The sequence below is a fragment of the Mycobacterium sp. NGS34 genome, assembly GCF_059812845.1.
Map to the genome: position 1 here is coordinate 59,799 of NZ_JCALDM010000018.1, position 14,472 is coordinate 74,270.

The 14,472-nt window shown below is 67.1% G+C and carries 14 protein-coding genes; 5 read left to right on the forward strand and 9 right to left on the reverse strand.

What is annotated here, in order from left to right:
* Positions 1–16: 16 nt before the first annotated feature.
* Genes AC5Y7V_RS28105 through AC5Y7V_RS28115 form a run of 3 tightly spaced genes read right to left on the reverse strand, consistent with a single transcriptional unit; the run spans position 17 to position 4,033 of the window.
* A complete protein-coding gene (locus AC5Y7V_RS28105; RefSeq protein WP_499883311.1) occupies positions 17–523 on the reverse strand; it encodes a gluconokinase in 507 nt (168 codons plus the stop codon).
* The gene (locus AC5Y7V_RS28110; protein WP_499883312.1) at positions 499–2,508 is read right to left on the reverse strand and encodes a DUF7064 domain-containing protein; all 2,010 of its coding nucleotides are present in this window, start codon (positions 2,506–2,508) and stop codon (positions 499–501) included. The genes AC5Y7V_RS28105 and AC5Y7V_RS28110 overlap by 25 nt, the downstream gene beginning before the upstream one ends.
* A 19-nt stretch (positions 2,509–2,527) precedes the next feature.
* On the reverse strand, positions 2,528–4,033 hold the full coding sequence (locus tag AC5Y7V_RS28115) for a carboxylesterase/lipase family protein (protein ID WP_499883313.1): 1,506 nt from the start codon (positions 4,031–4,033) through the stop codon (positions 2,528–2,530).
* An 80-nt stretch (positions 4,034–4,113) separates the two neighbouring features.
* On the opposite strand from AC5Y7V_RS28115, the gene AC5Y7V_RS28120 reads away from it, so the two are divergent.
* Entirely contained in the window at positions 4,114–4,803 is a 690-nt protein-coding gene (locus AC5Y7V_RS28120; protein WP_499883314.1) for a hypothetical protein, read from the forward strand.
* 52 nt (positions 4,804–4,855) lie between these two features.
* Positions 4,856–5,710 carry a hypothetical protein gene (locus tag AC5Y7V_RS28125; protein WP_499883315.1) on the forward strand — a complete coding sequence of 285 codons (855 nt, stop codon included), beginning with the start codon at positions 4,856–4,858 and terminating at the stop codon, positions 5,708–5,710.
* A gap of 108 nt (positions 5,711–5,818) precedes the next feature.
* Here AC5Y7V_RS28125 and AC5Y7V_RS28130 read toward each other — a convergent pair whose 3' ends face one another.
* Together AC5Y7V_RS28130 and AC5Y7V_RS28135 are read right to left on the reverse strand one after the other, a co-directional pair.
* Positions 5,819–6,787, reverse strand: coding sequence for an SDR family NAD(P)-dependent oxidoreductase (locus AC5Y7V_RS28130; protein ID WP_499883316.1), 969 nt, complete (start codon positions 6,785–6,787; stop codon positions 5,819–5,821).
* Entirely contained in the window at positions 6,784–7,998 is a 1,215-nt protein-coding gene (locus AC5Y7V_RS28135; RefSeq protein ID WP_499883317.1) for a cytochrome P450, read from the reverse strand. Before AC5Y7V_RS28135 ends, AC5Y7V_RS28130 begins: the two co-directional genes overlap by 4 nt.
* A gap of 93 nt (positions 7,999–8,091) precedes the next feature.
* On the opposite strand from AC5Y7V_RS28135, the gene AC5Y7V_RS28140 reads away from it, so the two are divergent.
* Positions 8,092–8,721 (forward strand): TetR/AcrR family transcriptional regulator, encoded by a 630-nt coding sequence (locus tag AC5Y7V_RS28140; RefSeq protein WP_499883318.1) that lies wholly within the window; start codon positions 8,092–8,094, stop codon positions 8,719–8,721.
* A gap of 5 nt (positions 8,722–8,726) precedes the next feature.
* Here AC5Y7V_RS28140 and AC5Y7V_RS28145 read toward each other — a convergent pair whose 3' ends face one another.
* From AC5Y7V_RS28145 to AC5Y7V_RS28155, 3 genes are read right to left on the reverse strand one after another with little or no spacing between them, the layout of a single operon-like run.
* The gene (locus tag AC5Y7V_RS28145; protein WP_499883319.1) at positions 8,727–9,527 is read right to left on the reverse strand and encodes a mycofactocin-coupled SDR family oxidoreductase; all 801 of its coding nucleotides are present in this window, start codon (positions 9,525–9,527) and stop codon (positions 8,727–8,729) included.
* Positions 9,528–10,610, reverse strand: a complete 1,083-nt coding sequence (locus tag AC5Y7V_RS28150; RefSeq protein WP_499883320.1) for an NAD(P)H-dependent amine dehydrogenase family protein — start codon at positions 10,608–10,610, stop codon at positions 9,528–9,530. It lies immediately after the preceding gene.
* A gap of 52 nt (positions 10,611–10,662) precedes the next feature.
* Positions 10,663–11,451, reverse strand: a complete 789-nt coding sequence (locus AC5Y7V_RS28155) for an SDR family NAD(P)-dependent oxidoreductase (RefSeq protein ID WP_499883321.1) — start codon at positions 11,449–11,451, stop codon at positions 10,663–10,665.
* Between the two features lie 212 nt (positions 11,452–11,663).
* Between AC5Y7V_RS28155 and AC5Y7V_RS28160 the strand changes: the two genes are divergently transcribed.
* A complete protein-coding gene (locus tag AC5Y7V_RS28160; protein WP_499883322.1) occupies positions 11,664–12,263 on the forward strand; it encodes a TetR/AcrR family transcriptional regulator in 600 nt (199 codons plus the stop codon).
* Positions 12,264–12,279: 16 nt separating this feature from the next.
* Here AC5Y7V_RS28160 and AC5Y7V_RS28165 read toward each other — a convergent pair whose 3' ends face one another.
* Positions 12,280–13,383, reverse strand: a complete 1,104-nt coding sequence (locus AC5Y7V_RS28165) for an NAD(P)H-dependent amine dehydrogenase family protein (protein WP_499883323.1) — start codon at positions 13,381–13,383, stop codon at positions 12,280–12,282.
* Positions 13,384–13,656: 273 nt separating this feature from the next.
* Between AC5Y7V_RS28165 and AC5Y7V_RS28170 the strand changes: the two genes are divergently transcribed.
* The gene (locus tag AC5Y7V_RS28170) at positions 13,657–14,367 is read left to right on the forward strand and encodes a hypothetical protein (RefSeq protein WP_499883324.1); all 711 of its coding nucleotides are present in this window, start codon (positions 13,657–13,659) and stop codon (positions 14,365–14,367) included.
* The last annotated feature ends 105 nt before the right edge of the window (positions 14,368–14,472 follow it).

Below are 14,472 nucleotides of genomic sequence, written 5' to 3' on the forward strand. Positions count from 1 at the left end.
AGACTGTAGCACAATGCTACATTACGTACGCGTCGACGATCGCGTCGACTCGTTGGCCGGCGTCCACGGTCACGCCCGCCTCGTCGGCGCCGAGGGGCTCCAACGCGTCGAACTGGGATCGCAGCAACGCGGCCGGCATGAAATGGCCCGACCTCGCGGCCAGCCGGCCGCCGATCAGTTCCGGTGCACCGGCGAGATGCAAGAACTCGGCCTCGGGGCAGTGGGCCCGGAGCTGGTCGCGGTATTTGCGTTTGAGCGCCGAGCAACTCGCCACGGCCCCGTCGCGATGGCCGGCCAACCACTGCCCGACCCGTTCGAGCCAGGGATAGCGATCGTCGTCGCCGAGCGGTTCACCGGCGGTCATCTTGGCGATGTTCGCCGACGGGTGCAGGGTGTCGGCGTCGACGAAGGGCACCGCCAATCGTCGCGCCAGCGCCATGCCCACCGTCGACTTGCCCGATCCCGAGACACCCATCACCACGACGGGCGGCCCGGCCGCTATTCGGCGAGGTTGCGGTTCCATTCCACCCAACCGACGCCGCTGCGGCCGTCCGCGGTTGTGACCTCGACCCAGGCGCGCGGGAACTGGCTCATGCGCCCATCCTTGGCGACCATGCGGACGGGGGCGTGGCCGCGCACCGCGATGTCGGCCGTGATGGCACCGGGGTCCAGCTCCACGGTGGCGTTCAGCGGTAACCCGTTGTCGCCGAAGGATTCCCGCGAGGCGACGGTGTCCAGTTCGGTGACATCGCGGGCGGCGTCCTGGATATAGCCGATGCTGAACGTCGGCGCGCCCGGGATGCGGATGTTCACGCCGTGCAGGTGGGTGCCGTCGTCGAGGTGCAGCGCGCTCCAGATCCAGTCCATGCTCCACCAGTCGCGCACTCCCCACGAGTGGTCGCGCTGGCCGGGAACCGAGTCGACGCGGTAGGTGGTGTCGCCGATCGTGACGGTTCCCGAGACGGTGCAAGGGATTTCGTAGCGCGTCGTCACCCGGTACTTGTACGGGGCGCCGTCGGTGGCCCACACCAAGTTCATCGCCATCTCGACGGGAGCGCCCGGCTCGCCGCGCAACAGGGCCGAAGGATCGGGGTAGGCACGGGCCTGCGCGCGCACGTCGACCCGATAGGCCTGCAGAGGGGCGCTGGCGGAGTGGTCCACCTCGAAGGCGTCGGCGCGCAACGCCCACGGGTCCGCCGGCAGCGGGATCTCGGCATCGACGGCGACGGTCGGCATGTCGGGACCGCAGAGCAGGACGTGCACCAAGGCGGTCTGCTGGTTGGCGATCAGGCCGAGGCGAAACCAGCCGCCCAATCCCTGTGCGGGATCGGCGAAGTCGGCGTACCAGCTCTCGCTCCAGAGCGGCTCGTCGGTCGGGGCGTGGGCGAGCTCGTCGTCGTCCGAGGGCCGCAGCGGCTCCGGCTTTGTCGCGGCGGGCAGCGTGGCCAGCGCGTCGGTGTCGAGCACGTGTTCGCAATTGCGTTGCAGCATCGTCATGAACATCCGGTCGCCGCGGTCGGTGCGCTCCACCAGCATCGACGAGATGATCGCCATCATCACACCGAAAAAGCTTTGCCGCCGGACACCTTCGGCGACATCGGCCAGGCTGACGGGCGCCTGCGGCCCCAGCGCGTCGTGGTAGGCGCGCAGCAATTCGTCGTAATGGTCCCGCCGGTCCTGCCCGCGCAGCGCGCAGCCGAGGAAGTACGCCAGGTCCGTGAACGCCGGACCCCAGGAAACCGTCTGCCAGTCGACCACGGTCAGCGCGCGGTCGGCCCCGGCGGTGCCGAACAGCATGTTGTCCAGCCGGTAGTCACCGTGCACCAGGCCCCGGATCCGGACCGGCTCCGACTCGGCCGCGATGTAACCGTCGAACGCGGCGACCAGCCGCTCGCACACGGCGCGGTGCTCGGGCGCGATCTGGTCGCCGTACCGGTCGACGAAGCCGGCGTACAGCGAGGTGATCATCGCCTGGTTGAGCGGCGTTTCGCGATTGAGCCACGGCGCGTCGGCCAGCGCCGGGTCCCCGAGCAGCGGGCCGTGCAGCCGGCCCAGTTCGACGACGCCGATGCGGGCCTGTTCCGGTGTGGCACCGGCGATTTCGTCGCCCACGACAGCGGGCCCGGCGTCGCCGAGCAGCAGGTCGAACACGCCCGTCGCGGTGTCGACGGCCGCGTGGTAGCACGGCGCGATCGGGCCACCCAGGCGCGGCGCGATGTCGCCGTAAAAGCGGACTTCGCGCTCGTAGAGGCCCAGGGCCGAGCCCGTCTGCCGGCTTACCGGATCGGAGGCGGCGACCTTCAGCACCACCGACTCCGGCCGCCCGGCATCGGCGTCGACTTCCGAGTCGGCATAGGTGAGCCGGACGCGGTAGCACTCGCTCATCTGTCCGGTGCCGATGCGCTCCACGGCGAAGTCGGCGATGGGTCCGGTGCCGATCGCGGCGGCCAGCCAGGAGGCGGTGAGGTTATCGGGTCGCTCGATGACTTGCTCGGTGTCGGCGTGCATGAGGGTCTAGCGTGCCAGGTCAACGCGCAAGTGAGAAGCCGTCCCAGGCGATCCGGCGGTGCGGGTGCGGATCGAACTCGATCCGGCTCTTGCGGTCGAACACCATCACGGCGCGGTCGTCGCGCGTGTAGACGGGCCAGTCGTCGCCCGGCGAACCCGTGCGGCTGAAGGACCGCCACCGCCGCTGCACGTGGTTGCTGACCCGCAGCGCCGCGCGCCGGTCGGCGGCGGCGGTCAGCAGCGCACCGAACCGGGTGCGATAGACGTCGAACACGGCCAGTAGCTCGGTGGCATGCGTGGCGCCCAGGCCGGACCAGCGCAGCGTCCGCGGGGCGTAGTCGTAGCGGTAGAGGTAGGTGGGCGCGTGGTTGCCGTGCGCCTCGGCGATCTGCCAGGCCGCCGAGCTGAACGCGAAGTCGCCGCCGAGCTGAATGCAGGCCGAGGGTGCCGGGTAGTCGGGGTAGGCGGCGGTAATGCGCTCGCGGGCAGCCGGTTCCGCGTCGGCGAGCAGCTCCTCGATCATCGACTCGTTGGTCGGCAACATCTTGAGGAAGCGGGTGAACAGGCGACCCTCCTCGGCGTTGGTGCCGACGATGAGCGGCACCTTGTGCGCCCGGCCGGAGCGCATCGCCTCGACGGGGTCGACGGGCAGGACGTCGTCGCCGACGACGGGGCCGATCGGGAAGGCGCCCAACCGGTTCTCCATGCCCTGCTCGATCAGCCGGTGCTGGGTTTCCACCAGTTGCGCGGCGGACACCCGCAGCAACGCGTGCGCGCCGTCTTGCGGGCGGACTCCGAGCAGCCCGGCGAACCGCTTCGCGAACTCGACGGCGATCTCCCCCGACCGCACCAACCCCGACGCCGGGCTCTCCGAGATCGCCTGCGCGAAAAGGCCTTCGGCGGCGGGCACCGCGAGCAACGTGGAGGTGATGCAGGCGCCCGCGCTCTCGCCGAAGATCGTGACATTGCCGGGGTCCCCGCCGAATTCGGCGATGTTGTCCCGGATCCACTGCAGCGCCATCACCAGGTCGCGCAGGTACAGGTTGCTGTCGATTTTCGTGTCGCGCGTCGACAGCGACGACAGGTCCAGACATCCCAGCGCGCCCAAGCGGTAGTTGACCGACACGTACACGCAGCCGCGGCGCGCCAGCGCGGCGCCGTCGTACAGCGGTGTGGCCGAGCTGCCCATGATGTAGCCGCCGCCGTGGATGAACACCATCACCGGCAGCGGCTCGTCCGCCGTGACCTCGGGCGTGACGACGTTGAGGGTGAGGCAGTCCTCGCTCATCGGCTGATAGCGGCCGACGCCGAGCATGGTGTAGCGGCGCTGCTGCGGCGCGCAGTTGCCGAAGCCGTGGCAGTGCCGCACGCCCGACCACGGCAGCGGCGGCTGCGGCGCCCGGAATCGCAGCCCGCCCACCGGCGGGCGGGCGTAAGGGATGGACCGCCACCGGTTTACGCCATCGCGGGTGAAGCCTTCGACGATGCCGGCGGTCGTGCGGGCGCGGATGGTGCGCTCATGCATACCAGTGACGGTAGCCGACACAACGGCGGTAGTGCGCGGCTAGCGATCGAATCCCGGCGTGTGGCGGCTAGCCTGGCGGGATGCGGATCGCCGCGCTGGTCGCCGTGCCATTGCTGGTCGCCGGATGCTCGCATTCGGGCGGCGGCTCGGGGCAGCCCCAGACCAGCACGCAGACCTCGGCGGGGACTTCCGCGACCACGTCGGTCGGACCGTCGGGCAGCAAACCCCCGGTGGCGCCCGGAGCGCCGGGTGCCGGGGCCGCGATCTCCGACGTCATCGCCTGGATCGAGGCAGCTCATCCGGCCGATCCCGGCCGCTATCACAGCGCCGTCCGCGAGGGTGCCACCACGCCGCTCGGCAACGACATCGCCCTGACCGTGCAGGCGGGCAAAGTGTCGTGCATGACCGATTCCAAGCACACCGGCGCCGCGCTGGCGTGCCTGGTCGCCCTGACCAGTCCCCCGCCCCGGCCGGACACGGCCTACGGCGACTGGAAGGGCGGCTGGGTGGACTTCGACGGAACGACCCTCCAGGTCGGGTCGGCGCGCGCCGATCCGGGTCCGTTCCTCAACGGCAACGGGCCCGAACTGGCGAACGGGGATTCGCTGTCGTTCGGCGACTACCGCTGCCGCGCCGACGATTCGGGCCTGTTCTGCGTGAACTACGCCCACCAGTCGGCGGTGCGGTTCGCCGCCGCCGGCATCCAGCCGTTTGGTTGCCTGAAGTCGGTGCCACCGCCGGACGGGGTAGGCACGGCGTTCGGCTGCTGAATGGCGTCCGAAATTTGCTGCAGCTGCCGTTTCGGCGTGGGACCATTTGCCGATGGACTCCGACGATCCCGAACAGCGCATCGCCGAGCTGGAGCGTCAGCTCGCGGAGCAAAAGCGCATCGCCGAGCTGGAACGTCAACTGGCCGAGGCCAAGGCGGCCGCTGACCCGAACCGCGTCGAGGGGCAGCCGCCGTCGTTTTTCACCGTGCAGACGGGCGCGGCCGAGGGCGCCGACGACCGCGCGCGCCAGTACGCGGAGTCGTTGTGGGAGGGTTTGCGCTCCGGCGGGCCGGCGGGCCCCGGCGGGCCTTCCGGGCCCGAGATGGCCCAGCATCGGGCGGCGTTCATGCAAGCCGCGGCCCAAGCGGGCCTGTCGCAGGAACAGATCGACAACATCTTCAAACACGGCAAAGCGACGTTCAAGGTCGGGCATACGGTGGTGTATTCCGGGCAGGGCGCCGCACCGGAATACACCCCGCCGGCCTTCGTGGGATCGCAGCCCGCCTTTTCTCAACAGGTCGGCTCGAAGCGCCAGGCGGCGCAGGGCCGTCGGCGGCCGTTGGGCCTGCGCGGGTGGCCCGATCGCATCGGCGCGATCCTCGGGACCCTCGGACTCTGCGTCGGTGCCGCGGCGTCCCTGACCGCAATGATGCCGTCGAGCGCGCTGTGGACAAGCCCCTTCGTCTGTGACAGCGGGTACCAGTTGGCGTACGACACCACCGACTACAGCTACAAACCCGGACAGTCGGGGACCAGCGTGAGTTTCGAATGCGTGGGCGCCGCCGGCTCGTATGAGCCCAGCTGGCTCGCGATCGATGCCTTCCAGACCATCTTGGCCGCGGTGGTGCTGGGCGCCGCCCTGGGTGTCGGCTACCTGATCTGGCGCGCCATCGTCAAGTCCCGGTGACGGCTTGATGCCCGCTGACCTCAGCGCGAGTGTGCATTTCGCGACGCGACACGCCGATGAAGCGTCGCGCATTGCACGTTCGGCGGCCAGGGGACCTAGGGCCGACCGTCAGCCGGGCCGGTCGGCGATGGTTGCGAACAGCTCCGTCATCTCGTCGGCGGGTCCGCCCGGAACGGTGTAGCCCGCCTCGTCCCGAATTTCGGCGAGGTGATCGCGCACGTCCTCGACGGAAAGCCCGGGGCGGTGGAAACCCCTTGTCCTGCCGATGAAGAAGCGGGCGACGTGTCCGCCGCCAACCGTGTAGATCTCGCCGGAAACCGGGCACTCGCAGTGCGTCAGGAAGGCCGCCACCGGAGCCACCAGCGCCGGGTCAAGTTTCTGAAGGTATTGGCCGACAAGGTCATCCAACACCGCCTGCGCTGCCTCGTCATCTTGCCGGCCGGTCACGTGCTCGACTTCGCGCGCCAGCATCCGGGTGTACGCGATCGGTGCGATTGCGTTGACCTTGATGTCGTGGGCCGCCCCTTCGGCCGCCAGCACTCGGGTGAAGCCGATCAACCCGGTTTTGGCCGCGCCGTAGTTGCTCATGCGTTCGGCGCCAAGGATTCCCGCCGCCGAGCAGGTGTTCAGGATCCGGCCGTAGCGTCGTTCGCGCATGAGGTTCCACGCGGGTCGCGTCACGTGGAACGCGCCCTTCAGGTGCACGTCGATGAGCGGTTCGAGCCGGTCGGCGCTCATGTCCTCGAACGGCGCATCGCCGACGATCCCGGCGTTGTTGATCACGATGTCCACCCGCCCCCAGGCGCTCAGGGCGGTGTCGATGATCGCCTGTCCGCCTTCGGGAGTCGTCACGCTGTGGGTGTCGGCGACGGCGTCGCCACCCCGCTCGCGGATCTCGTCGACGACGGCGTGTGCCGCCGCGCCGTCGGCGCCATCGCCGGTCACCGAGCCGCCGATGTCGTTGACGACGACGCGCGCGCCGCGCGATGCCAGCAGCAGGGCGTATTGCCTGCCCAGGCCGCCGCCGGCGCCGGTGATGACGGCGACCCGCTCGTCGAACCTCAGCTCGTTGCTCACCAAGTGACCGGCAACTCTTTCATCCCGTAGATGTTGGCGTCTTTGAACCTCAGTTCCTCCGGTGATACCGCCAGTTGGAGCCCGGGTAGGCGCCGTGCCAGCGTGGCGAACGCGACCTGCATTTCGACTCGGGCGAGGTTCGCTCCGATGCACTGGTGCACGCCGTACCCGAAGCCCAAGTGTCCGCGGGGGTTTCGGTCGGGTTCGAACGATTCCGGATTGTCGACGAACTCGGCATCCCAGTTTCCCGCGGGCAGATTCATCAGGACGAACTCCCCCGCGCGAATCGGCTGACCACCGATGATCAGATCTTCGGTCGCGACACGATCGACCTGGCTGTGCACGATGGTGAGGTAGCGCATCAGCTCTTCGACGATGTTGGCGACGGCGGCGGCATCGCCGGTGTGTCCCAGCCGCTCGAATACGTCGGGATGTTGCAGCAGCGCAACCGTTCCCAGCGAGATCATGTTGGCCGTGGTTTCGTGGCCGGCCTGCATCATGATCACACTGTTCATGGCCGTGGTGGCGTGGTCGAGCTGGCCCGTGGCCACGTATTCGGTGACCAGACGGCTGATCAAGTCGTCGCCGGGTTCGCGCTCCTTGCGCGCCACCAACTCCTCGATGTAGGCGTACATCGCCCCGAAGGCTTTCCCCTTTTGTTCGTCGGTCGACCTCTGGTCAAGCCCAGTCGTGGTGTGTCGCTGGAAAATCTCGAGGTCTTCGGGCGGCACCCCCAACAGCAACGCGATCACCAAAGATGGCACCGGCAAGGCAAATTCACGCACCAGGTCGGCCGGCGCTCCCCCCTCGACCATTCGGCCGAGATAGTAGTCAACCGTTTCCTGGATTTGCGGCCGCATCGATTCGCAACGCCTGAAGGTGAAGTTGCTGGTCATCATGCGCCGCAATCGCTGATGCTCGGGATCGTCGGTCCGCGCGAACATCACCGGGACCTTGTTGTCGGCGTCCTTCGGCATGATGGCATCGGGAATGGTCTTCGCGGACAGACGGGGATCGACCAGCGCCTCTCTGATGTCCCGATAACGGCTCACCACCCACACCGCGTTGCCCTGAAACATCGCCCGGCGCAGGCCCGGCTCTTCGCGCCAGCTCGCGAATTCGGGCGGGGGCGCGAGCGGGCAGCGCGCGGCCCGGGGTGCCGGTAGCACCGGAAGGTCGACATCGGGGCGGGATTCGGAAGTTGTTGGCATCAACGGCGTTTCCTGGTAAGTGGCAGATAGCTGTCAATTTGTGAGCCTAGAGCCACACCTAACTGGCAGTCAACCGTCAGTTAAGCTGTCGTGGTGACCACCATCGAGGACCGGCCGTTGCGGGCCGACGCCGCCCGCAACGCCGAGCGCATACTGCGCGCCGCGCGGGCCGTATACGGCGAACTCGGGCCTGATGCGCCCGTCGAAGCCGTCGCCCGTCGCGCCGGGGTGGGTGAACGAACCCTCTACCGCAGGTTTCCGGCCAAGGCCGATCTGGTCCGGGCCGCCCTCGATCAGAGCATCGCCGAGGACCTCACGCCGGTGATCGAGCGCGCCCGGCGTGCCGGCGACCCGCTACTCGGTCTCACCGAACTGATCGAAGCGGCGATATCGCTCGGGGCCCGCGAGCACAACCTACTGACCGCCGCGCGACGGGCCGGGTCGCTCACGTCCGACATCTCGGTCTCGCTCAACGAGGCGCTCGGCGAGCTTGCGAGAGAAGGACAGCGCGTCGGAACCGTCCGCGCCGACCTGGTCGCCGACGACCTGCCCCGCCTCGTCGCGATGCTGTTCGGCGTCCTGTCGACGATGGATGCGGGCAGCGAAGGCTGGCGACGCTATGTCGCCCTCGTCGTCGACGCGATATCGGTGGGCGAACGTCAGCCCTTGCCTCCCGCCGCCGCGCTGCGCTACGACGTCGGGCCGAACAGCTGGCCGCTGTAAGCGATTCAGTTGATGGTCACCCCGGCGTCGACCTTGAACTGCAACCCCGTCACGTACCTGGACTCATCGGATAGCAGATACAACACCGCGTTGCTGACGTCGGCCGGCTCGACGGCCGGCGTCGGCAGCGCATTGACGAAGATCGGGATCAGGTCGGAGCGTTGCTCGCCCAGGAGCGGCCCGAACGACGGCGGAATCATCCCGGTCGGGACACCGGTGGGAAGCACGGTATTCACGCGGACGTTCTGCGCCGCCAGTTCGTTGGCCAAGGCCAGGGTCAGGCCTACGACGCCGTACTTCGCCGCGGTGTAGGGCGTCTGCAGCGGAAATCCCTTGAGGGCGCCGGCCGAACTGATGTTGACCAGACTGCCGCCGCCCCGCTCGAGCAGGTGGGGTATCGCGGCGGCGCAGGTATTCCACACCCCGATCAGGTTCACGTCGACAACCGTGCGCCACTGGTCCGCGGTGGTGTTGTCCCAGGCCGCCACCGTCAACACGCCCGCGTTGGCCACCGCCCCGTCCAGACCCCTCAGTTGCCGGGCGCCGTCATCGACCGCGGAGCGCAGCTGTTCGCCGTCGCGGACGTCGACGTCGTAGCTCACACAGCGCCGGCCGAACGCGCCGACCAATCGCACCGTTTCGTCGAGGTCTTCCTTTGTGGCCAAAGGGTATTCGATCTGCGGCAGCGATTGGCAAATGTCGACCAGAATGAGGTCGGCCCCCTCCTCGGCGAGCCGCAGTGCGTGGCTGCGCCCCATGCCGCGGGCGGCTCCGGTGATCAGAATGCGTTTATCGGCAACGCGCACCTAACACTCGTTCCACATCAGACCGCGCATCGTCTCGGACAGCGGGATGTCCTCCACGGCGATCAGCCCTTGGGGCGCGCGGCACACCCAATCGATCGCATTGACGGCACGGCCGGCGGTCGAGATGCAGCCGGCATCGGTGGCATCGAAAAGAGGATGGGAAACGTGGGTGTTGATCTCCACCCGCGGTTCACCCTCCACGACGACACGGTGCACGCCGGTGTGTCCCTCGGGAGGGAACTCCCAGTCGGGCGCCGCCGCGGTGGTCAGTCTGGTCACGTGCTCGAGGGTGATGACCGGCTCGCCGTCCAGCACACCCTCCGTGGCGAACCGAACCGCGGCCATCTGACCCGGCTCCACCGTCATCATCGTGCAGTCGATGCGCTCGGGTGTGTACCAGGGTTCGACACGCTGGCGCACGTCATCGAGTTTGATGTCGAGATGGTCGGCCAGGCTGCGCACCTGGCCGCCCCACATCGCCACGATCACACCGGGCAGGAACATCATCGCCGGATCGTCGTCCGCGGTCGTTCCGAAACCCATTGCGGCGCCGGTGAACTCGGCATCGTCATAGTTCCCGTAGTCGAAGATCTCCTGCACGGTGATCGACGAGACACGGGTGGTCAGGCTGACCGCCGAATGCACCAACGTGTCGCCGGAGAAGCCGGGGTCGATTCCGTTGACGTACAGCGACGTGTTGCCGGCCGCACAGGCGCGTTCTAGCGGCACCCGTAGCCAGTCGTCGGCGTGGTGCGGTGTGACCAGCCAGACCAGCGACGTGCCGACGACGTTGGTGCCCGCCGCCAGGAACTTGGCCATCTGTTCGATCGCTTCCATCGGCCGCGTCTCGCCTTGCGCCGTGTAGACGACGCAATCGGCGCCGAGGGCCACGAGTGCGTCGACGTCGTCGGTCGCGACGATGCCCGTCGGGCGCTCCAGCCCGCAGAGTTCGGCCGCGTCCCGGCCGACCTTGTCGGCGCTGGCGGCGTGCACGCCGACCAGTTCGAGGTCCGGTCGGCCGATGATGGCCCGCAACGAATGCCGCCCGACGTTGCCGGTCGAGAATTGGATGACTCTGCGCACGGTTAGCCCGATCCTTCCAACGACGGATGATGACCGATCATGTCAGGCGGGGTCAGTAGTCCGGTATCGGCAATGGCGAGTTGTTCGAGTCGATGCCGCCGTCGACGTGGAAGGTCGCGTTCGTCGCGTAACAATCCCGGGTGCACAGGTACACCGTGAGCCGTCCGAGGTCCTCGACGTCGCCCAGTCGATGCAGGGGCGTGGCCTCTTGCATCTTCTCCAGTGATCCGGGCATCAGGTCCAGACTCCCCCGCAGACCGTCGGTGGCGAATGAACCCAGGGCGATGGCATTGACGCGGATTTTCGGCGCGAGTTCCTGTGCCATGGCGCGCGTGAGCGCTTCGAGGCCGCCCTTCGCGACGCAATAGGCGGTCAACGCCCGAATGCCGAACCGCGCCGAGCCCGACGAGATGTTGACGATGGAACCGTGTCCGGCGCTGAGCATGTGGGGTGCCACGAGCTGACTCATGATGAACGCTGAGGTCACGCACCAGTCGAACGTGTGGCGAAAGTCTTCGTCGGTGATGTCCAGAAATCGCGCGTAGGTCGAGCCCCCGACGTTGTTGACGAGAATATCGATGCGGCCGAATCGCTCCATGGCCGTGTCCACGACACGTTCCCCGTCGGGACGACTCATCGCGTCCGCGACGATCGCCAGCCCCTTGCCGCCGGCGGCCTCGATACCCTCAATCGTGCCAACGATATCCGCTTCGGTGCGTGCGGTCCCGACCACCGCGGCGCCGGCCTCCGCCAACACCCGGGCGATCCCTGCCCCGACACCCTTACCGGCGCCCGTGACGATCGCAACCTGTCCATCCAGCCGGAATTGCTCCAGTGCCATGCCGGACTCCTTCGGGGATCGTGCGTGGTACGCGAGGACTAAATCTATGAACGTTGCTGACTAAAGTCAACGAATTCGAAGGATCGCAACCCATGACCGCGCAGGACTTACGATAGTGACCAAGTTGTGCAAGCCTTTTTGGCGGGAACACGGCATAATGAGCTGTTAGCCCCGCGGCTCTGGTATGAGTCAAGTCAACCGTGAGGAAAGAAATGGCTGTGACGGACCGGGTGTCTGCGCGAGAAGCCAAGCGCCTGCAGACGCGGGAACGCTTGATGGGCGCCGCGATCGCGGAGTTCGCCCGCGCGGGAATGGCGGAGGCCGACGTCAGCGCCATCGTGGCCGCCGCGGGAGTCGCCCACGGCACCTTCTTTTTTCACTTCCCCACCAAAGAGCACGTGCTGCTGGAACTGGAGCGCCGGGAAGAGGACCGCATCGCCAAGCAGTTCGCGCAATTCCTGAAGTCCAAGCACGACCTTGGCGCCGCGCTGAACGAGGCGGTCCGGGTCGTGGTCGGGCTGGAACGTCGGCTGGGCTATCTGCTCTTCAATGACTTTCTCGCGCTGCACTTCTCCCAAACCCGCCCGCCCACCGAGGACGGCAGGGATCACCCCTTGGTGATGTTGGTTGCCCAGGAAATCGCGCTTGCTCAGGAACGCGGAGAGGCGGATCCGCAAGTCAATCCCATGAACAGCGCGGTGTTCTTCCTGCTCGGTCTCTACTCTTTGTTGATCACCACGAACCACTGGCCAACCGGCCACGATCTGCTGGAAGACTACGTGGCGAGGACGTTGCGCAGCCTGCGGCCTTGATCCGCTTCCCCCACGGCTACGAGCGCACCAGGCCGCGCAACGGCACCAGCCCGAGCTCCTTGTGGGTGAGGAATCCCGGCGCCGCCTCGCACACGGCCGGAACCGTATTCGCCGGGCCCATCGCCGTCCAGGTGTAGCCCGGCTTGGGGTAATTGCCCTGCGGGTCGGCCGGCGCCTGCAGGATCAGCTCGGTCGGCTCGTCGCCCTCGATCACTATGCGATAGTGATAGTGTCCGCCCCAATCCGGCTGCGGCTCAATGGCATCGTATTCGTCCATGGTGTACATCTCGTGGAAGGTGATGAGCGGCTTGCCGTCGACCCATGTCGTCCACTTGTGATGCTGGGAGGCGACGGTGCCCTTCTTGATCGAGCCCTTGAAGCCCGGCATGTCGCTCGTCGGTCCGCCTTCGTACGGAATGTCGCGAATTGCCGTGCCCAGCTCGACCTCCGTCGTGTACCTGTCGACGGTCTTCCCGAGGCCGTCGACCACCATGGCCATCGACTGGGCGAACAGTGGCCAGGCGTTGCCCAGCAGATTCGGCCCGGCCCGGAACTCTTCGGGAGTGTTCCCCATCCCCATCTCGTGCAGGTACTTCAAGGTGTCCTTGCCGAAATTCACCACCTCGTAGATGTGGATGGCGTCGATTCGGCTCACGATGCGGGCCAGCGTCAGGACCAGCAGGTCTCCGGCGAAGCCCGGGTTGACGCCGCCCGCGTGGAATGACGTCCCGCCCTCGTGGCAGGCCGCATCGATCTTGTCGATGTCGGCCTGGCTGTGCTCGGTTCGGTACCACCACGCGCCGCCCGAGGCGACGACGTTCTTGCCCGCGCGCAGCAGGCGACAGACCTCGTCGGGATCCGACCACAGCGGCGCGTAGAAAACACAATCGGCATCAAGCGCTTCGATCGCCGCCTTGTCGGTGGTGGCGAGCACTCCGATCGGCGCGACGCCGACGAGCTCGCCGGCGTCCTTTCCCACCTTCTCCGGGCGGTTGCAGAGCACCCCGACCACCTCGAAGGCGGGATTGTGGGCAAAATGACGCAGCGCGACCGTTCCAACATTGCCCATGCCCCATTGGATTACGCGATATTTCTTCTCTGCCGGCGACTTGTGCGTCATTGCAACCCCTTTGGCCTTCAACGGCTGAGCGCTCGCTGAGCGTAGGCGTTTCGCCGACAACGTGTCAACGGCATCAGCCTGACTTCTGTCAGTAGTTGAGCTTCGAGTCTGTGTGAGGTTCCCAGCGGATCTGCTGGATATCAACGTATTTGTAATGCTGCTGGCCACGAGAACCGGAGTGCGCACGACCCATCAAACCCCCCCTATTGCTGACTTAAGTCAGCCTGTTATAGTGCATCCACCTGCTCATCGGCGTCGAGACGGGGAGGGTTCGTGAACCTGCCGAAGCTGCAACAGCGCGGCCCGGCCCCACGCGGGCTGACGTTCGACGAGCACACGGAGCAATCGCAGCTCGCGCAGCGTCAGGCCGACAAGTGGCTCATCTCCGGCAGCCTGCTGATCGGCACCGCGGCCTTGGGCGTCTTCGGGCTGCCGCTGTTTCTTTGGGGTGTGCGGTTGTTGCGCCGGGCGCAACGGGACGGGCTCTCCGTCCGGCCGATGCTCGTCACGTTGCTCGGTTATCTCGTCATCATCGACGCCGCGATCAACACCGTGGGGTGGGCGCTCGACCTGGTGGCGAACCACACCCTGCTGGCCCGCGTCCTGCTGAACGGCTGGGGCAACATGTTCGATGCCGGCTACTTCTGGCACTACAACGAGCTGTGGGTCGGCGGCGCGGCGGGCCCCGGCGAAAAGGCCTGGGAGGTCGGGCTCATCCTGACCGTCTTCACGATGCGGATCGCTGCCGCGATCGGCTTCCTGCAGATGAAGCGCTGGGGCCACCAGTGGATGGTCGTCACCTGCTGGATGGGCGTGGTGATCTGGATCGGCTATGTGTTCAACATGACGATGTTCGCCGACGTCCGCTTCGCCGGTGTGGTGCTGCCGGTCGTCGGATGGTGGCTCTACGACATCTTCTACATCACCCCTTTTCTCGCAATCCCGTACCTGCACACGGTCAACCGCGAAATCTTCACCGACTGAAAGCGATAGGGAGGACAGCTGGTGGGTTATCTCTGGGAGATCCTTCGCTATGTCGCCGCTTGGGGCGGCACCGGACTGATCATCTGGTTCTGGTACTGGCTGTTC